This is a genomic window from Pedobacter sp. B4419, assembly GCF_059693725.1.
On the sequence record NZ_JCASSL010000001.1, the window covers coordinates 1,044,132 to 1,066,463 of the forward strand.

Sequence of the window (22,332 nt, forward strand, 5' to 3'; positions counted from 1 at the left end):
AACTTTCTTTAGGTTTTTTGATTTTGATGGCAATTATAGCCTTTTGCATCCTCTTATCTAATCCGGTTCAGGCCCAAACATACAAAACGCACTATATCGCTCCAGCTCCTTGGCAATATTGGAGTGATGCGAATGAATTAATTGTTTCTACCAATACAGCGGGAACAACGGTTACGGTAACCAAAAGCAATGGAACAGCGGTAACCACTTTAACGCCAAGTCCAGGAAATCCGGCAGTTTATCGTTTTTCAGGTAGCCCGGTTGGATTAACCAGACATGCACTAAATACCGTTTTGAACGATGCAGGTATTATCGTTTCGGCGAACAACCCAATTTCGGTTAACATCAGAAACGTAGCATCAGATAACCTGAGTGGTGGGAGTAGCTCAGATCAGTATATCAAGGGAAATGCATCATTGTTCAGTTTTGGAGATCCGGCGATAGGCACATCATTTAGGGTGGGCTATTACAGGGATGGCAGTTTGAATGGCGTAGCTTCAACTGTTTCTACCAATACACCGGTTTACTCGGTAATGGCCGTAAACAACGGAACAACCGTTAAGGTAAATGGAACGGCTACTACAACTTTAAATGCTGGCCAGAGTTATCTTTTTACAGGCACTTTAGGAGACCTGGTAGAAACTTCTGGTCCTGCGGTAATGAATACCGGGGTAAACGTAGATGCGCCAGCAGGTTGTGGTGATGGTACTTTTAATCCAGTACCACCTGTTACTTCTTTAGGGAGCGAATATATTGTGGTACGTGGAAAAGGTAACAATGTTGCAGAACAAACCACCATTATAGCTACAGAACCGAATACCAACGTTACGATTTATAATTTTACCTCGGCAGGGGTGTTGCAATCGTCGGTTACCCACAACTTGATAGCAGCAGGTAGCTTTGTAACCTTTGCCAATGGTGTTGCTGGAACCGGAACCGATGCTAGCCAATCGGGCGATATAGGTTCAGGCTCACGGATCGTAGCTGATAAAAACATCGTGGCTTACTCGGGCACAGCCAATAATTGTGAGGTTGATGTGGCCACCTTGGCACCAATTTCGTCTTGTGGTGGTTCGTTAAGAGCAGAAACTTACAAGTTTAGAGCCTATAATTCAAGCGATCTTCCTTATTTTGCCTATGTCATCACCAAAAGCCCAACAGAAAAGGTTTATTTAACCACTACTGGCGGTTCTCCTGCTTATAACAATGTCGATCTCGAGACTGTATCAGGTATCCGCCGTCAGCTGGGTAGTTCTGGCGCCTATGTAATTGATTTTACAGACGAAAATATCGGAAAACCAAACTCTTTCATTTTAAATAGTGATTCGAGGCTAACCGTTGCCATGGTGCAATCGGGCGGTGGTTTCTCCATGTCTAATTTCTTATCGCCTTTGCCAGAACAGGCTTTAAAACCTACTTATACCCAATCAGATTGTGCTTCGGCTACGTTGAAGGCCGATCCTTCCAGTTTGCCTCCTTTTCAATGGTATTTAAATGGCAGTCCGATCAGTGGCGCAACCAGCAATACTTACATAGCAGCAGTTTCTGGTTCTTATACCGTAACTTCTAAACTAGATTGTGGCTATAGCGCACAATCTATTCCTGTTGTTTTGGCGCTTTGTAACGTTGATTTGTATGTGAATAAAACGGTGAGCAATGCTACACCAGCTACAAACTCAACAGTAGTATTTACCATCAAAGCTACCAACTCTAATGTGCCTGCCGGAACAGTAACCGGAACTGGAAATGCCATAGGTGTTTCGGTAACCGATCTTTTGCCTTCTGGTTATACTTATGTTTCGAGCAATCCAGCGCCAGGTACATCTTATAATGCAACTACTGGCTTATGGTCTATCGGCGCGATGAACCCAGGTCAAGAGCTGACCCTCACCATTACTGCAACTGTTAAAAGTAGCGGGACTTATACAAATACGGCTACCATTAGCGGTCCGCAGGCAGATCCAGTTACTTCAAATAATACATCATCGGTTACGCCAACCCCTGTTTCTATCGTTTTAACTAGTGGCAGCGATGCCCAATCTATTTGTAAAGGCAGTGCGATTGGCAATATTGTATATACGTTAACAGGCAGCACTAGCGCAAGCTCTTCGGGTTTGCCTGCTGGTGTAACAGGAACTTATGATGCTACTGCAAAAACATACACCATTGCGGGTACGCCAACTGTACCTGCAAGCGGAACGCAAACGTATACTTATACCGTAAATTCAATCAATGGCTCTACTACGGTATCAACTACCGGAACCATTACAGTAAATAATGCAGTAGGTACTCCGACATTTACAGCAGGAGCAACAACATCGCGTTGTCAGGCGCCTGGTACAACTACCTATACAGCTACGGCAGCTAATAGCACAAGCATCAGCTATTCGATTAGTCCTGCGACAGCTGGTGTGATCAATACTTCTACTGGTGTAGTAACCTGGTCTTCTACATTTACAGGTTCAGCTACCATTACGGCAAAAGCAACAGGCGTTTGCGGTATGGCAACGGCTGATCATGTGGTAACAGTAACGGCAACAGGTGTTATTACTGGGTCGTCTCCAGTTTGTTCAGGTTCAAACGGAACCCTTACCTTGGGCAGCACCGGAGCTGGCGTAACCGTGGTACGTTGGGAAGCTTCAACAGACAATGGCGCTACTTGGTCTAACATTGCAAATACTACTACTACTTATAACTATACCAATATTCAGGCTACTACTATTTTTAGGGCGGTAGTAAGCGGGGGTGGTTGTACAAATGCTTATTCAACTACAGCAACCATTACTGTTACCCCAAGACCAGTAATCGGCAATCAAACATACACCATTTGCAAAACTGGCAACTTTACTTTTGCGCCTGTAGATGTGCCAAATGGTACAACTTACACTTGGTCTGCACCAACAGTTACTGGAGGTACGGTAAGTGGTACAAGTGCTGGAACCAACCAAAGTTCGGTGAGCCAAACCTTAACCAATACAGGTACAAGCGTAGCTACTGTAACTTATACCGTTACGCCAACTTATGCTTCTTGTGCTGGCAACTCTTTTACCATTACAGTTACAGTTGTTCCTACTTTAACAGTTACTGCGAGCAATCCAGCTGCTATTTGTACAGGTTCTTCATTTAGTGTTAGTCCGACTAGCAATATTTCGGGTACTACTTATACTTGGACAGCCGCTTTGCAAAGTGGTACGGCAACTGGTTTTAGCAATCAGTCTACTCCGGTAAGTTCGCCAATTAGTCAGACTTTAACCAACACTACCGCTGTAAATGCAGTAGTAAGGTATACCGTAACCCCAATTTACAATGGTTGCAGCGGCAATGCTTTTACTTTTGATGTAACTGTTAATGCCGCTATTGGAAATAACACGGTTTCAGGCGCACAAACCATTTGTACTGGAAGTACAGTCAGTTTAACAGGTACAACTCCAACTGGAGGCAATGGTACCTATACTTATTTATGGGAACAAAGTACCAATGGCACAACTTGGACTACAGCTGTTGGAACAAGCAATGACCAGAATTATACAACGGCCGGATTAACCCAAACTACGCAATTCCGCAGGGTGGTGAGTGCTGGTCCTTGTGCTTCGAATACCAGCGCTGCTGTTACGGTAACTGTTAATGCTGCACCTACTTTGGTACTGACCAGCGGTACGGCAGATCAGCTCATTTGTGGTGGAAGCACGATCAGTGATATCGTTTATACTTATGGCGGATCAGCAACTGGTGCGACGGTAACAGGATTAGCTGCGACCAACTATACCATTAACACCACTAGTAAAACCGTAACCATTAAAGGTGCGATAGCCTCAACTTCAACTTACAGTATTGCCACTACAGGTCAGGCTGCGCCATGTAATCCGGCTACTTTAAGTGGAACGATTACCACAAATCCAATTGCAACTTTAAGCTTAACCAGCGGATCGGCCAATCAAACCATTTGTGCTAATGGCAATATCACCAATATCGTTTATACTTATGGTGGATCGGCCACTGGTGTAACTGTAACTGGATTAAACGCAGCAAACTACAGTATTAATACCACCAATAAAACGGTAACCATTAACGGTGCCTTTGCTTCGACAACAAACTATAGCATTGCGACCACTGGCCAAACTGCTCCATGTAACCCGGTTTCATTAAACGGAACCATTACGGTTAATCCATTGCCAACAGCGAGCATCTCGGGTACTGCAGCCGTTTGTCAAAATGCAACTGCTCCAGTCATTACTTTTACTGGTGCCAATGGAACCGCTCCTTACACTTTCACCTACAAAATTAATAACGGTAGCAATCTTACGGTTACTACAAGCAGTGGCAATAGCACAACTGTTGCACAGCCAACAGGTGTAGTAGGTCCATTTATTTATACTTTGGTAAGCGTAAAAGACGCCAGCTCGACTACTTGTACCAATGCACAAAGCGGTACGGCTACTATAACGGTTAATGCTTTGCCAACAGCAAGTATCTCGGGTACAGCAGCTGTTTGCCAAAATGGAACTGCTCCAGTAATCACCTTCACAGGCGCCAATGGAACCGCTCCTTATACTTTCACCTACAAAATTAATAACGGCAGCGATTTGACAGCCGTAACCACCAGTGGAAATAGCATAACTGTTGCACAGCCAACAGGTACTGCAGGTCCTTTTGTTTACACTCTGGTAAGCGTGAAAGATGCAAGTTCTACTACTTGTACCAATGCGCAAAGTGGCACAGCTACCATCACAGTTAATGCCTTGCCAACAGCAAGTATTTCTGGTACGACAGCTGTTTGCCAGAATGGAACTGCGCCAGGAATCACCTTTACTGGTGCCAATGGAATTGCTCCATATACTTTTACCTACAAAATTAATAACGGTAGCGATTTGACAGCTGTAACCACCAGTGGCAATAGCATAACCGTTGCACAGCCAACAGCTGCTACCGGAACATTTATTTACACTTTGGTAAGCGTAAAAGATGCCAGTACTACCACTTGTAGCAATGCACAAAGCGGTACGGCGACCATTACGGTTAATGCAACGCCAAAAGGTTTTAATGATGCCCTTACCTTAAATTGTACTGGAACCTTGGCTTATAATCTTCAAGGTAACGTAAACAATACGGCCAATGGTGGCAATTCGGTACCTTCTTCATTCACTTGGACAGTGGGTTCAAATGCCAATGTAATAGGAGAGAATGGCGGATCTGGAAATTCAATAAACCAAACTTTATATAATACAAGTACGACAGCGCAAACCGTAACTTATACGGTAACACCAACTGCATCGGGCAGTGGTACTTGCGCTGGCAGTACTTTTACGGTTACGGTAACCGTACCTGTTTGTTCTTCGATTACTATCAATAAAATAGCTAATGTAAGTTCGGTTACTGCTGCGGGCAATGTCATCAACTATACCATTACTGTAGCTAATACAGGTAACGCCAACCAAACTTCGGTGGTGGTGAGCGATCCTTTGTTAGGTGGCGCTTTAAGTTCGCCTACCAAAACTGGCGGTAACCAAGATGCGGTTTTAGAAAGGGGAGAAACCTGGACTTATACCGGGAGCTATACCGTAAGTCAAGCCAATTTAAACAATAATGGTAATCCAACCAGCAACAGCGGAAAAATTACCAATACGGCAACGGTTAAAACCACAGAGCTTCCTGCCGGACAAACCGCAACAGCAGATGCCACTTTGACTTTAAATCCTGCTATTACCTTGGTAAAAACGGGAGCGCTTCAGCTTAATGGCAATACCATTACCTATAACTTCACGATTAGAAATGCAGGTAACGTTACTTTAAACAACATCAGCCTTACAGATACTAAAGTTACCGGTCCGATTACGGTTACGCCTAGTACTTTGGCTCCTGGTGCAACGGCTACCGCAAGTGCAACTTATAGCATTTCAAATGCAGAAAAGATAAGTGGCAGTGTAAGCAATAGCGCTACGGTTACTGGTAAAGATCCTCAAAATAACAATGTAACCGATATCTCGGGTACAGCTACCAATAACAATACCCCAACCGTTACTTCAACAGGTGTTTATGCAGCAGACGATTCAGGTTCTGTAAACGCGGTTTCGGGCGGTGTTGCCATAAACAATGTATTAATTAACGATAAACTAAACGGTGCCCAGGCTACTTTAAGCAATGTTAGCCTGAAACAGATTTCAACCAGTGATCCTAATGTTACTTTAGATGTAGCTACCGGAAAAGTGAATGTAGCGCCTAGCACGCCAGTTGGCACTTATACTTTGGTTTATGAAATCGAAGACTTGGCGAACCCTGGAAACAAGAAACAAGCAACCGTAACCGTGAACGTGGGCAATGGCGATTTGATTGCTTCGAACGACAATGGTACTTCGAACTCGGTGGCTGGCGGTATTGCCGTTGCAAATATTTTAGCTAACGACCTTTACAATACTTCGCAAACGGCTACAACCTCAAATGTTACCATTGCTGAAGTTCCTGGAAGCAATACCAGTGCTGGCAAGGTTACGCTAAACACAGGCGATGGCAGCGTATCTGTAGCTGCAAATACACCAGCAGGTACTTATTACATCGATTATACCATTACCGATAAATTGGATAACACCAAAATGACTACCGCTAAAATCGAGGTGGTGGTTAGCACCGGTGCCTTGGTGGCGACTGATGATGCTGGTACTTCAAATACGGTAAGCGGCGGTGTGGCGATTGCCAATATTTTGGCCAACGACAAATACAATGGCACTTCAACAGCCCCAACTTTGGCCAATGTAACGATTGCCGAAGTTCCGGCCAGCAATACCAGCGGTGGCAAAGTAACTTTAAATACAGCAACCGGCGTAGTAAGTGTTGCAGCAAATACTCCCGCAGGTGTTTATAAAATTGATTATACCATTACCGATAAATTAGATAACAGCAAAACCTCAACAGCTACCATTAGCGTAACCGTAGGTTCTGGTGCAATTGTGGCAACTGCCGATGCAGGTACTTCAAATACGGTAAGCGGCGGAGTAGCGATTGCGAACATCTTGGCTAACGATAAATACAATGGTACTTCAACGGCGCCAACTTTGAGCGATGTAACGATTAGCGAAGTTCCAGCCAGCAATAACAGTGGTGGCAAAGTAACCTTGAACACGGCTGATGGCAGCGTAGCAGTAGCGCCAAATACTCCGGCAGGTGTTTATACCATCGATTATAAAATCACTGATAAATTAGACAATACCAAAACTTCAACAGCAACCATTACGGTAACTGTAGGAGCGGGAGCTATCGCAGCCACAAATGATGCCGGAACATCGAATACGGTAAGTGGCGGCACAGCAATTGGCAACGTTTTGGCCAACGATAAATACAACGGTACATCAAGCGCTCCAACTTTGGCCAATGTAACCATAGCCGAAGTTCCGGCTAGCAACACCAGTGGCGGCAAAGTAACCTTAAATGCAGCAACAGGGGCAGTAAACGTAGCTGCAAATACGCCAGCGGGTACTTATACCTTGGATTACAGGATCACTGACAAATTGGATAACAGCAAGACAGCTACAGCAACCGTTACGGTAACCGTGGCTTCTGATCCATTGATCGCTACTAATGATTCGGGTACTTCAAATACGGTAAGCGGTGGCACAGCAATTGGCAATGTTTTGGCCAACGATAAATACAATGGTACATCAAGTGCTCCAACTTTGGCCAATGTAACCTTAACCGAGGTTCCGGCCAGCAATACTAGCGGAGGCAAAGTTGTCTTGAATACTTCAACGGGTGCAGTAACCGTAGCGCCGAATACGCCAGCAGGCACCTATACTTTAAACTATACCATTACCGATAAATTAGATAACAGCAAAACTTCTACAGCTACAGTAACTGTAGTGGTAGCTGCAGGAGCTATTGTAGCCACCAATGATTCGGGTACTGCAAACACGGTAACAGGTGGTCAGGCTATTTCAAATGTATTAGGTAACGATACTTACAATGGTGGCGTTGCGGCAGGCCTAGGTAATGTAAGCATAGCCGAAGTTCCGGCCAGCAATACCAGCGGTGGCAAAGTAACCTTAAATACAACAGATGGTTCGGTAAATGTGGCACCAAATACACCAGCAGGCATTTACACTTTACAATATACCATTACTGATAAGCTCGACAACAGCAAAACCTCAACCGCATCGGTTACGGTAACTGTAGCATCGGGCGCTTTAGCCGCTACCAATGATTCGGGTACTTCAAATACCGTAACAGGTGGCGTGGCTGTTGCTAATGTTTTAACCAACGATAAATACAACGGTACTTCAGTTGTTCCAACATTGGCCAATGTAACTTTAGCCGAAGTTCCGGCCAGCAATACCAGCGGTGGCAAAATCACCTTAAATACAACTGATGGCTCAGTAAACGTGGCATCAAATACGCCTGCAGGTGTATATACGCTTGATTACAAAATCACTGATAAATTAGACAACAGCAAAACCTCAATAGCAACGGTTACCGTGACTATAGCATCAGGTGCTTTAACCGCAACCGATGATGCAGGTACTTCAAATACCGTAACAGGCGGTGTTGCTGTAGCCAACGTATTGGCCAATGATAAATACAATGGTACTTCAACCGCACCGGATTTAACCGATGTAACCATTAGCGAAGTTCCAGCCAGCAATACCAGCGGTGGCAAAATCACCTTAAACACAACAGATGGTTCGGTAAACGTAGCGCCAAACACCCCAGCAGGTGTTTATACGCTTGATTACAAGATCACTGATAAATTAGACAACAGCAAAACCTCAACAGCCACCGTTACGGTGACTGTAGCATCGGGCGCTTTGGTGGCTACCAACGATAATGGCACGGCCAATACCGTAACAGGCGGAGTTGCTGTAGCCAGCGTATTGGCCAATGATAAATACAATGGTACTTCAACCGCGCCAGCTTTAACCGACGTAACGATAGCTGAAGTTCCAGCAAGTAATACCAGTGGTGGTAAAGTTACTTTAAACACCTCAACCGGTGCACTAACCGTAGCACCAAATACGCCAGCAGGTACTTATACCTTGGATTACAAGATCACTGATAAATTAGACAACAGCAAAACCTCAACAGCTACGGTTACCGTGGTAGTTTCTTCTGGAGCGCTATTGGCCTCTAACGATTCGGGCAGCGCCAACAGTTTGAATGGTGGTACGGCGATTGGCAATATTTTGGCCAACGATAGCTATAATGGTACATCAACAGCACCAGCTTTAACCGATGTAACCATCACCGAAGTTCCAGCCAGTAATACCAGTGGTGGTAAAGTTACTTTAAACACTTCAACAGGAGCCGTAACTGTGGCGCCAAACACCCCAGCAGGTATATATACGCTTGATTATAAAATCACCGATAAATTAGACAACAGCAAAACCTCAACAGCAACGGTGACCGTTACCGTAGCTTCGGGTGCTATTTTGGCTTCGAACGATTCGGGTACTTCAAACTCGGTAAACGGTGGTACAGCCATTGCCGATATCTTGAATAACGATACTTACAATGGAGGCATAGCGGCAGACGTAACTAAAGTAACTATTGCCGAAGTTCCAGCCAGCAATACCAGTGGTGGTAAAGTAACCTTAAATACAGCTACCGGTGCGGTAAGCGTGGCCCAAAATACGCCTGCAGGTACTTATACCTTAAATTATACCATTACTGATAAATTAGACAACAGCAAAACTTCTACTGCAACAGTTACAGTAACTGTGGCTTCGGGAGCTGTTTTTGCTGCTAATGATGCAGGCGCTGCAAATACAGTAAGTGGCGGTACGGCTATTGCCAATATCCTAAGCAACGATACCTATAACGGTGGTGCCAGTGCAACTTTAACAGATGTAAGCATTAGCGAGGTTCCTGCCAGCAATACAAGCGGTGGCCGTGTTACCTTAAATACAACTACCGGCGTAGTAACTGTAGCGCCAAACACACCAGCAGGAACTTATTTTATTGATTATACCATTACCGATAAGCTCGACAACAGCAAAACTTCAACAGCGCGCATCACGGTAACCGTAGCTTCGGCTAGTATTGCCGCAACTAACGATGCAGGCAGCATTAACGGTTTAAATGGTGGTACCGTATTGAATAATGTATTGGCTAACGACACTTACAATGGCGGTACACAAGCTACTTTGGCTAATGTTAACCTCGCTCAGGTTTCTTCAACCAATAGCAATGTTAGCCTCGATCCAGCTACAGGCAAAGTAAACGTAGCACCAAATACGCCGGCAGGTACTTACATGTTGGTGTACGAGATCCAGGATAAATTAGATCCTTCGCAAGTTAAACAAGCTACGGTAACCGTTACGGTAACGGCTCCTGTAATGGTGGCATTAAACGATGCAGGTGCCATTAATGGAGTAACTGGCGGAACAGCGATTTCTGATGTATTATGGAATGATAAATACGATGGCAACCAAGCTACTTTGGCCAATGTAACCATCTCACAAATTTCATCAACTAGCCCTAATGTAACGCTTGATCCAGCTACAGGAAAAGTAAATGTGGCTGCAGGAACTCCAGAAGCGATTTACACTTTGGTTTACCAAATTACCGATAAATTAAATCCGACTTTAACCAAGCAAGCTACCGTTACAATTAATGTAAGCGCTGCACCAATTATTGCTTCAGACGATGCAGGTTCGGTGAATGGCTTGGTAGGAGGTACCCCAATCAACAATGTATTGGCTAACGATACCTATAACGGTAGTACTGCAACTTTGGCCGATGTAATTTTAACAGAAGTTTCAACCACCAGTCCTAAAGTAAAATTAGATCCAGCCACAGGCAAAGTAAATGTAGCGCCAAATACGCCAGCAGGTACTTATACTTTGGTTTATCAAATAGAAGACAAGTTAAATCCAGGCTTAACCAAACAGGCAACAGTAACCATTACGGTTGATGCACCTGCTTTGGCAGCTTCTAACGATAGTGGCGCGGCAAATGGCTTGCCTGGTGGTACAGCAGTAGCCAACGTATTGGTTAACGATAGCTACAATGGCGCACCTGCAACATTGGCTAATGTAACCATCAACCAGGTTTCGTCGACCGATCCTAAAGTAACCATCGATCCGGCAACTGCGGCGGTAAATGTAGCGCCAAATACGCCTGCAGGTCTTTATACCTTGGTTTATCAAATAGAAGATAAACTGAACCCAGGATTGACCAAACAAGCGGCGGTAACAGTTACGGTAACTGCTCCGGCATTGAATGCCCTAAATAACAGCGGTTCGGTAAACGGTTTAACAGGTGGTACGGCAGTAGCAAATGTATTGAACAACGACTCGTACAACGGTGCTCCGGCAACCTTGGCTAATGTGGGTCTTAAACAGGTATCAACCAATAACCCTAATGTGAGTTTAGATATCACCACAGGTAAAGTTAATGTAGCGCCAAATACGCCTGCAGGTATTTATACCTTGGTTTATCAGATTGAGGATAAATTAAATCCAGGTCAAACCAAACAGGCTCAGGTAATGGTTACGGTTACGGCACCACCAATGCTTGCCTTAAACAACAGTGGTTCGGTAAACGGATTAACTGGCGGAACAGCTGTGCCTGACGTATTGAACAACGATACCTACAATGGGGCAATAGCTACATTGGCAGCGGTTAACCTGAAACAGATTTCGACCACCAATTCAAATGTAACTTTAGATGAAACTACAGGCAAAGTAAACGTAGCACCAAATACGGCCGCTGGAACATACACCGTAGTTTATGAAATTGAAGATAAATTAAATCCAGGTTTAACCAAACAGGCTTCGGTTATTGTAACCGTAACTGCGCCATCGTTATTGGCTACCAATGATAGTGGTTCCGTAAATGGTCTAACCGGTGGTACTGCAATCAGCACCGTGCTATGGAACGATGCCTACAACGGAAATGCGGCTACTCCTTCGGATGTAACCATCAGCCAGGTTTCATCAACCAGTGCAAATGTTACTTTAGACCCTGCGACTGGCAAAATAGAGGTAGCACCAAATACACCTGCAGGTACTTATACCTTGGTTTATCAAATTGAAGATAAATTAAACCCAGGCCAAGTTAAACAAGCTACAGCCACTGTTACAGTTACAGCACCAGCAATGTTAGCTACTGGCGATAGCGGTTCGATAAATGGCTTAACTGGCGGAACAGCCATCAGCGATGTATTGTGGAACGATACCTACAATGGCAATCCGGCAACTTTGGCTGATGTAAAATTGACTCAAGTGTCAACCACCGATCCAAAAGTAACTTTAGATCCAACTACAGGAAAGGTAAACGTGGCTCCAAATACGCCAGCCGGAACTTATACCGTAGTTTACGAAATAGAAGACAAGTTAAATCCTGGCCAAACCAAACAAGCTACCGTAACCATTACGGTTAATGCACCAGCAATGCTTGCTGTAAACGATGGTGGTGTGGTAAATGGCTTAACTGGTGGCACGGCAGTAGCCGATGTATTGGCAAATGATACCTACAATGGCAATCCGGCAACTTTGGCTGATGTAAAATTGACCCAAGTGTCAACCACTGATCCAAAAGTAACTTTAGATCCAACTACAGGCAAAGTAAATGTGGCTCCAAATACGCCAGCAGGTACTTATACCGTGGTTTATCAGATCGAAGACAAGTTAAATCCAGGCCAAACTAAACAGGCTACCATCACCGTTACGGTTGATGCGCCAATAATGGCAGCAAATGATGATTCGGGTACTGCAAACGGCTTAACAGGAGGCACTGCGGTTGCAAACGTATTGGTAAATGACACCTATAATGGCAACTCTGCAACTTTGGCCAATGTTACTTTAACTCAAGTATCGACCAGTAATCCGCAAGTAACTCTAGATCCAGCTACTGGAAAAGTAAACGTAGCGCCAAATACGCCTGCTGGAACTTATACCTTAGTTTATCAAATTGAAGACAAGTTAAATCCTGGCCAAACCAAACAAGCTACAGTGACCATTACCGTAGATGCACCAGCAATGGTAGCGACTAACGATAACGGAACGGCTAATGGTTCAATAGGCGGTACGGCGGTAAACAACGTATTGGCCAATGATACTTACAATGGCAATCCAGTTACCTTGGCTGATGTGAAATTGACCCAAGTGTCAACTACTGATCCAAACGTAACTTTAGATCCAACAACTGGTAAGGTAAATGTAGCACCGAATACTCCTGTAGGTACCTACACAGTAGTTTATCAAATCGAGGATAAATTAAATCCTGGTCAAACCAAACAAGCTACCGTTACCATCACCGTAACCACTGGCGCTATTGCAGCCTTGCCAGACAGTGGTATAGCCAATGGGTTTACAGGCGGTGTTGCCGTAACAGACATCTTGACCAACGATACTTACAATGGAGGTGTTGTTGCGACAACCAATACGGTTGAAATTGTACAGTTATCAACCAGCAATCCAAAAGTAACCATCGATCCTGCAACAGGTAAGGTAAATGTAGCTGCGGGTACCTTGCCAGGCACTTATGCCTTAAGCTATCAAATTACCGATAAGCTCGATGCTACTAAGAAAGCCACCACTACGGTAGAGGTAAATGTACCGAATTGGGTAACTGACCTGTCTATTGTTAAAGTGGCCAACAAAGCAGGCGTAGAGCCAAATGAAAGCATCAGTTATTTGTTAACCATCAAAAACATCGGCCCTGCAACATTATTGGCCGGCAAAGTAATTGGCTTAACAGAAAACTTGCCTGCAGGTCTAGAAAACATCACTTACAGTGCAACAGGTGGCTCATACGACGCAGCTGGCCATACCTTTACCGTGGGTACAGACTTATTGGCCAACCAAACAGCAACCGTTACCGTAACCGGTACAATTGCGCCTAATTTTGCACAAAATGCGATAGTGAACTCAGCGAGTGTGAGTTCAAGTTCGGATGCTACAGATCCAGATCCAAGCAATAATACCGCAACTTCAAGCACGCCAATTCTAAAAGGTGCTGTTAACTTGGTAAAATCAGGGGTAATCACTGCCGATAAAAATCAGGTAACTTACACTTTCACCATTACCAACACCGGTAATGTAGCTTTAAGCAATATCGTGCTTAGCGATGCCAAACTAGGTCTGAATAAAACCATTCTTGGTACCTTGGCTGTTGGTGCAAGCATCGTGCAAACCGAAACTTATACCTTAACCCAGGCAGATAAAGATTTGGGTATGGTAACCAATACGGCTACAATCAGTACCAAATCGCCGGCTGGCAATACCATTTCAGATATTTCTGGAACAGATGCAGCCAATAACGATCCGACCATAACACCAATTGTAGCCACATCTGCAATCAGCTTTACCAAAGTGGCCAATAACACTGTAGCCAACGCTGGCGATGTGATCAACTATACCTTGGTGGTGAAAAATACTGGTAACGTTACTTTAAGCAATGTAGTGGTAACTGATGCTGGTGCCGATGCCGGAAGTATTGCTCCAGCAAGCATTGCATCGATCTTGCCAGGCGCAACAGCTACGGTAACTGCGAAACACACGGTTACGCTTGCCGAAGTAAACAGTGGCAGCTTTAGCAACCAGGCCAATGTTACGGCAAAAGATCCAAAAGGAAATAACGTAACCAAGGTATCCGACGATCCGAATACACCTGCAAGTGACGACCCTACCGTGGTAAACATTGGCCCAATCGGCGCCATGACTTTAACCAAAGTAGCCAATAACACAGGCATCAAAGCAGGTGATGTAATCAATTATACCTTGGTGGTGAAAAATACAGGCAACGTAACCCTAAATAATGTGGTAGTTACCGATGCTGGTGCCGACGCAGGCAGTATTTTGCCAGCAAGCATTGCTTCGATTTTACCAGGCGCTTCGGTTACGGTAACTGCAAAACATACGTTAACGCAGACCGAAATTAATGCGGGTACTTTCAGCAACCAAGCAAGTGTTGCCGGAAAAGATCCTAAAAACAATACTGTTGCCGATCCGAAATCAGATGATCCGAACACACCTGCGGTAGATGATCCAACCATTGTGGTCTTGACACCTAATGCGAACATCGTAACCGTAAAAACGTTAAAAAATACAGCACAAACCTCATACATTCCGGGCAGCGAAGTATTGTACCTCATTACGGTAACCAATAATGGTCCAAGCGCAGCCAGCAATGTAAGAGTGGTTGATAACGCACCTGCAGGTACAACCATCAGCAAATGGAAAGCTACGGCTACGGGCTTCAGCTTGGTAACTGCTTATGGAACAGGCAACTTGGATCAAACCATCGCACTGATGCCAAACAATGCAGAGGTTGTGTATGAAGTAACTGTTAAAACCCCAACTGGGGCTACTAATCCAACATTGGCCACACAGCCATTGTCAAATACCGTACAAGTAACCAGTGCTACACCAGATTTAACCAGGGTAGGCGACGTGCCAACTACTCCGGCTATTCCAGCCATGATATTGAACGACCTGTCGATTACCAAAACTTCAGATCACAATACCCCAATTGGTACAGATACGCCGTTTGATTATACCATTACGGTTAAAAACAACAGCTTCTTTACCGCCAACAGCATAGTAGTTACCGATGTATTGCCAATAGGCCTAAGCTATGTGGCCAACCAAACTACTACAGGTACGGCAAACTACAGCAATGCAAGCAATACCTTAACCTGGAACATCAGCACTTTGGCTGCAGGCAGCACAGCTGTACTTACCCTAAAAGTGAAAGCAACCGTAGCAGGTGCCATTAGCAATACGGTTACCGTAAAAGGCTTAGAAACAGATCCGAATACGGTGAATAATACCGCGACAGATTTAAGGGAAATCTTCGCGCTCAATACCAAGCCAAACGTAATTACGCCAAATGGTGATGGTAAGAACGACACCTTCGTGATTGATGGTTTGGAGCTTTATCCAATCAACAACATCAGCATCTTTAACCGTTGGGGCAACGAGGTTTTCCATAGCGATGGTGCTTATAAAAACGATTGGAACGGCAACGGACTAAAAGAAGGTACTTATTACTATCTGCTAAAAATAAAAGATCCAAAAGGTAACTGGTCAGTATCAAAAGGTTACATCACATTATTAAGAAATAACTAAGATGATGAAAAAAGGTCTAATCTTATTTGCATTGTTGTTGGCTGCTTTGGTGGGCAAGGCACAGCAGGATGCACAGTATAGCCAATACATGTTCAATGGCATTTACATCAATCCTGCCTATGCGGGATATAAAGAGCAACTGAATATCCATAGTTTTTACAGAAACCAATGGACCGGTATTACAGGTTCGCCTAAAAGCATGTCGCTTGCGGTTGATGCCATTGCCAATCAAGGCAACGTGGGCTTGGCCTTTCAGGTATCAAGCGATAAGCTTGGCGCCGAAAGCAACGTGTCGGCCTATGGCAGCTATGCCTATCGCTTAAGGGTAGGACAGTCTGAAGATTCTCGTTTGGCATTTGGTTTAGGTGTTGGCGTAATGCAACAGGGCTTAAACGGAGAGAAATTAAATGCCAGAGACGAAGGCGATAATTACATTCCTGTAAACAACCAGAACGTAATTGTGCCTGATGCCCGTGTTGGTGTGTTTTATTCAGACGATAGGTTTTATGCCGGTTTCTCTGCCGACAACCTGATTGCACAGTATATAATTAACAAGAAAAACCTGAGTATTTACTTCCAAACGCCAAAAACGCACTATTACCTTACCGCTGGGATGTTGTTGCCGATAAACGAAGAAGTACAACTTAAACCGTCGTTTTTGCTGAAAGACGATCGTGGTGGACCAACCAGTTTGGATTTAAATGCATTTGTGCTTTTTGGCAACAGGTTCTGGATTGGCGGAAGCTACCGTACAGCCGTAAAACTTTATAACAAAAGCTATCTGCAAAACGACCTGCAAAAAACGAACTCTGTGGTAGGCATGGTTGATTTCTACGTAACCGAAACCATCCGTGTAGGTTATGCCTATGACCAGTCGATCAGCAAATTGGCAGGTTACAGTGGCGGTTCGCACGAAATTTCGGTAGGTATTACCATCAGGCCAAAAGAAATTATCAGAATGCTTACTCCAAGATATTTTTAAGCAGATGCAACAAAAGAAAGACCATACTACAAAATACCGAATAATGCAGAAGGCAAAATGGCTGTTGTGTGCTTTGCTGGCGCTTGGCCTGCAGGCAAAATCACAATATGTACTGGTAAAGGCCGATGAAGAATTTAAGCTTTTCCACTACAGCAATGCCATCGGCCTTTATACCGAAGCCTACCAGAAAAAAGCCAGTACCCATGCCATTGAGCGTTTAGCGGCTTGCTATAGGCTAACTAAGGATTATCCACAGGCCGAAAGCTGGTATGCGATGCTGGTTAAAGAAAAAGGAGCAAAGCCAGAAGCTTATTTGTACTATGGCGATGCCCTGCGCAACAATTCTAAATACGCAGAAGCTAAAGTACAATACCAAAAATATGGCGAGCTGAATAAAGCCTTGCCACCAGGACAGCGAAGCATGCTCATTTTGTCTTGCGATTCGGCATTGAGCTGGATGAAGAGCCCAAAAACAGTGGTGCTCAATAACGAGAAGAACATCAATAGCGTGAGTGAGGATTGGGGGGCAGTAACTTATCAGGGCGGCATTGTTTTTACATCCGACAGAAGAAATGCAACAGTGCAGGAAGAGGTGAAGAAGAATAGGCCATTTCTAAAATTCGATGAATCAAACATTGCGCCTGATAAGGTTACTTATGGCTGGACAGGCAACAATTACCTGAGACTGTATGTGAAGAAAGGTGCAGACAGCGCGGTGCTGTTTCCCTTTAATGCCGGATCTGAGTACCATGTAGGTGCAGCCACCTTTACAGCCGATGGCAGCGAAATGTATTTCACGCTGACCCGAATTCCAGAATTGATCGAACGCGAAAAAGGTGTGCCTAAAACTGTTAAGGTCGAAATTTATTCGAGCAAAAAAGACAGCAATGGCAACTGGGGACCAGTAAAGCCATTCAAATACAATAACGTAAACGAATACTCCGTTGGTGATCCTTTCATCAGCAAGGATGGAAGCGCTTTGTACTTCGTTTCAGATATGAAGGGCGGAAAAGGCCTAACCGATATTTACGTATGCTTTAGAACCGAAGGCGATGGCTGGGGCAAGGCAATCAACCTTGAAGAAATCAACACAGAAGGCTCCGAGCGTAGTCCTTTCTTTGATGATGAGAGCAATTTCTATTTTTCTACCGATGGCCGTATTGGTATGGGTGGCTTAGATGTGTTTAAAGCAAGCAAACGTGGCAACGGACTGGATCAGCCTAAAAACATGGGTTATCCGCTCAATTCGCCACAAGATGATTTTGCATTTTTCTTAAGCAGCAAAAAAGAAGGCATGCTTTCTTCTGATCGCTTAGGAGGCAAAGGAAGCGACGACGTGTACAGCTTCGTGCTCAATCCAAATCTCAACTTCAAGCTAGAAGGAATAGCCTTAGACAAAAAAACAGGCTTGCCTTTGGCTGGTGTGGTAGTGAGTTTGAGCAAAGCCGATGGAACCTTAATCAGCGTACAAACGGATAGCTTGGGCCGTTACAAGTTTAACCTCGAAGAAGATACCGAATATTTCATCAAGGGAACCAAAACTGATTTCCGCAATGCAGAAACCGAGACCATCAGCAATGTAGGAATCGAAAAATCGAAAGTGTTCAAAAAGAACATCTACCTCGATCCGATCGAGCTCTTCAAAGAAATCAAGTTAGAAAACATCTATTACGATTTCGATAAGAGCGATATCAGAAAAGATGCGGCCATCGAATTAGATAAGCTGGTGAAGATCATGAAAGAAAATCCAACCATTTGGATCGATTTAGGCTCGCATACCGATAGCAGGGGCAATGACAAGTATAACCTTCAATTGTCGCAGGCCAGGGCCGATGCCGCCGTTCGCTACATCATTAGCCGTGGCATAGACAAGGTAAGGATCAAGGCCAAAGGCTATGGCGAAACAAGGTTGCTTAACAAATGCGCCAATGGCGTTGAGTGTACAGAAGAGCAACACCAATTAAACAGAAGAACAGAATTCACAATTACAAAACAATAAGCAATAAACAGGAGTAAAAATATAAGCAAATGCAGTTAATGAACAAAATAATGATAGTGGACGATAATCCCATCGACCAAATGATAACAGCCCAGGTGCTGCGGACCAGCTATGATGATGTGGACATCATGGTTATGGAAAGCGTACAGCTCGCGATTGAATACTTGAATTCTAACCAGGAAAACTTGGCTGCAATTCCATCGCTTATACTTTTAGACCTGGATATGCCAGAACTCAACGGCTTTGATTTCCTCAGCCATTATAACAACTACTCCAATGCGGTAAAAGAGGCCTGCAGAATAGTAGTGCTTACTGCCTCTGAAGTGCCCAACGACATCGAACAGATGGAAGCTGACCCGAACGTATCAAGGCTAATTACCAAGCCATTAGACAAAAATGCCTTGATGCCCGTAATCTGAACTTTATAAGTTAAATGCTCATATTTTATCCCCGGAGCCTCTTATGCAAATAAGGGGCTTTTTTAGTTTTATGCCTTTGTTTTGTTACATTTAATTGGTGCAAGCATTTGTTTTAGTTGATACAGCTTCCTATTTTAGCCTTCATCTAATGCTTAAACCCATTCCATAATAGCCCTATCACTATTGAAATAAACAATAATCAGATGAAAAAAGTAGCCGTATTTATCCTTGTGTTAAGTGTTCACCTTGCTGTAAAAGCCCAAACTGCCGACGAAAAGGGCGTATTGGCTGCCGTAGAAAAAATGAGATTGGCCATGATCAGTGGCGAGCGCAAGGCACTGGAGCAAATTGCGGCAAAGGATTTGAGCTACGGCCATTCAAGTGGCAAGTTAGAAGACAAGGCTACTTTTGTAGAAACCATTGCTAGTGGCAAATCAGATTTTGTAGAAATTACGCTAAGTAACCAAACCGTAAAAGTAACCGGTACAACCGCATTGGTTCGTCACCAGCTGGATGCCAAAACCAACGATGGCGGCAAACCTGGCGAAGTACACTTAGGCATTCTGTTGGTTTGGCAAAAACAAGGCAAAGAATGGAAACTCTTGGGCCGCCAGGCTTATAAGTTGCCCTAGTTAGTCTTTAGTCCATAGTCTTGAGTCGATAGCCTCGTCATTGCGATGAGCGCTGGCGAAGAAGCAATCTACAAAACCAACTAGTCATTCATGACGCAGTGAAGGATCTATTCTCGACACAGATCCCAGATCGGTGCCGGTATGACGATTCTTTGGCGAACGCTAATGAACGAATAAGCCAATCCTCTAATCAGCCAATGAACCAACGAACATTTCTCAAGAATGGCAACGTTTGCGTAGTTATTTCCCTCGATTTTATTTTATTTGGTTGCAAAACTCTGTAGACTTGTTATTACAATAACCAAATTAAACTTTTGCTATCCCTAACGGAAACATCAACCTAAACATACATGCAATTTCCAATGCTTTAATCGCATAAGGATCATTGTAATACCAGAACAGTATGTTGAAAAAATATAAACAGATGAAAAAACATCCACTTTTAAAAAACATCGCAATAGCTGCCTTTGCAGGTCTAGCTTTTCAGGCAAATGCCCAAACCAAACCTTTGTCGCAACAAATGGCAACAACGGCTATGGAAATTTGGAAAGATTCGTTAAACCTCGATCCAGCCAAGCCGAAACCCGTAGAATGGGCTTATCAGCAAGGCGTGGTTTTAGATGGCATTGAAGGAATTTGGAAAAAAACGGCTAACAACGACTATTATAAATACCTGCAAAAAAGCATGGATTTCTTTGTCACTAAAGATGGGGCCATCAACCGCTACAAGCAGGCAGATTACAACATCGATAACATTAAAAACGGCCATTCGCTGCTCACTTTGTATAAAGTAACCGGACAGGCCAAATATTTTAAGGCGGCTACCTTGTTATGGGATCAGTTGCAGCAGCAACCAAGAACTAAAGAAGGTGTTTTTTCGAGCAAAGTAAACCCTTCACCAGATGCTTTATATATGGCTGGACCATTTTATGCAGAATATGCGGCCTTAGTGGGCAACCAAAAAGCATTCGATGACATTGCCAACCAATTTATTCAGACAGAAAAAGCGGCAGGCAAATCGAGCATTACATTGGGCTGGTATGGCGCTGCGCTGGTAGATGTACTCGATTATTTCCCGCTAGACAATCCTAAGCGTCAGGATTTGTTGGCTATTTTGGCACGCTATCCTAAAACTGTTTTAAATCAGCCACAGGCCAAGGGCAATTACGAGGAAGCTACAGCAGCGAATACGCTTGTATATACGCTGGCCAAAGCGGTACGCAATGGCTATCTGTCTTCTACTTATTTCACGGCAGCAGAAAAAGCATATGCCGGTGTCCAAAAAGAATTTGTAAGCCAAGGTGGAAATGGGAAAATCAACTTGAAAGGAAAAGCAATCACCAACGATCCAAAAGACGTAGGTACTTTCTTATTGGCAAGTAACGAAATAGAAATGGCGAATGCGCCTAAATTGGTTCCGGGCAAAACGGTATTGCTCGATTCTTACTTTAACAGCGAAACCAAAACCGATCAAAGCAACAATGTCATCTCTTGGCATTACAAATGGGATGAACAGGCCAATGGAGGTTTTTCGTTTTGGGGAACCCAATTCAATTTGGCCGGTTTTAAAACCCAAACCCTTTACCAGGCGCCAACCTTGGCCAATTTAAGAGAAGCTTCCGTTTACATCATTGTAGACCCTGATTTTGAGAAAGAAAACCCAAAACCTAATTTTATCGATGCTACATCGATTAGCAATATTACCGAATGGGTAAAAGCTGGTGGCGTATTGGTATTGATGGGCAATGATGCACCAAATGTAGAGTTGACTCATTTTAACGAGTTGGCCAATAAGTTTGGCGTTCATTTCAATGGCGATACCAAAGGAACCGTTCCTGTAGCTACAAATTTCGAAACCGCAAAAGTGGTAGTGCCTGCCGGAAATGAAATCTTTAAAACAGCCAGCAACCTATTTATCAAAGAATACAGCAGCCTGAAACTCACGGCACCTGCGCAAGCTGTCTTAAAGGATAAAGATGGCGACAACGTCATGTCGGTAACCAAATATGGCAAAGGCATCGTTTATGTAATTGGAGATCCTTGGCTGTACAACGAATACGTAGATGGCAGAAAATTGCCAGCCAGTTATGATAATTTAAAGGCTGGCGCCGAATTGGTAAATTGGTTGGCTAAACAGGTAAACGCGATCAAAAAATAAACTCGTCAATTGATGAACTTAGCGGAAACGATTGCGCAAATAATTGCACTGCAAACCCGTTTTTACTAACAATATTTATGTAGAATT

At 44.0% G+C, this 22,332-nt stretch carries 6 protein-coding genes; all 6 read left to right on the forward strand.

Annotated features, from left to right (window positions below; all coding sequences use genetic code 11):
• The first annotated feature begins 26 nt into the window (after window positions 1-26).
• The 6 genes from AC570H_RS04275 to AC570H_RS04300 all read left to right on the forward strand — a co-directional run bounded on the left by AC570H_RS04275 (window position 27) and on the right by AC570H_RS04300 (window position 22,245).
• Window positions 27-16,055 (forward strand): CLIPPER-2 domain-containing protein, encoded by a 16,029-nt coding sequence (locus tag AC570H_RS04275; protein ID WP_497352050.1) that lies wholly within the window; start codon window positions 27-29, stop codon window positions 16,053-16,055.
• Between the two features lies 1 nt (window position 16,056).
• Window positions 16,057-17,037: a PorP/SprF family type IX secretion system membrane protein gene (locus tag AC570H_RS04280; protein ID WP_497352052.1), complete on the forward strand. Its 981-nt coding sequence runs from the start codon at window positions 16,057-16,059 to the stop codon at window positions 17,035-17,037.
• 43 nt (window positions 17,038-17,080) lie between these two features.
• Window positions 17,081-19,036, forward strand: a complete 1,956-nt coding sequence (locus AC570H_RS04285) for an OmpA family protein (protein ID WP_497352054.1) — start codon at window positions 17,081-17,083, stop codon at window positions 19,034-19,036.
• Window positions 19,037-19,074: 38 nt separating this feature from the next.
• Complete coding sequence (locus tag AC570H_RS04290) at window positions 19,075-19,455, forward strand: response regulator (protein ID WP_497352056.1); 381 nt, start codon at window positions 19,075-19,077, stop codon at window positions 19,453-19,455.
• A gap of 203 nt (window positions 19,456-19,658) precedes the next feature.
• Window positions 19,659-20,087 (forward strand): nuclear transport factor 2 family protein, encoded by a 429-nt coding sequence (locus AC570H_RS04295; RefSeq protein ID WP_497352058.1) that lies wholly within the window; start codon window positions 19,659-19,661, stop codon window positions 20,085-20,087.
• A gap of 424 nt (window positions 20,088-20,511) precedes the next feature.
• A complete protein-coding gene (locus AC570H_RS04300; RefSeq protein ID WP_497352060.1) occupies window positions 20,512-22,245 on the forward strand; it encodes a glycoside hydrolase family 88 protein in 1,734 nt (577 codons plus the stop codon).
• The last annotated feature ends 87 nt before the right edge of the window (window positions 22,246-22,332 follow it).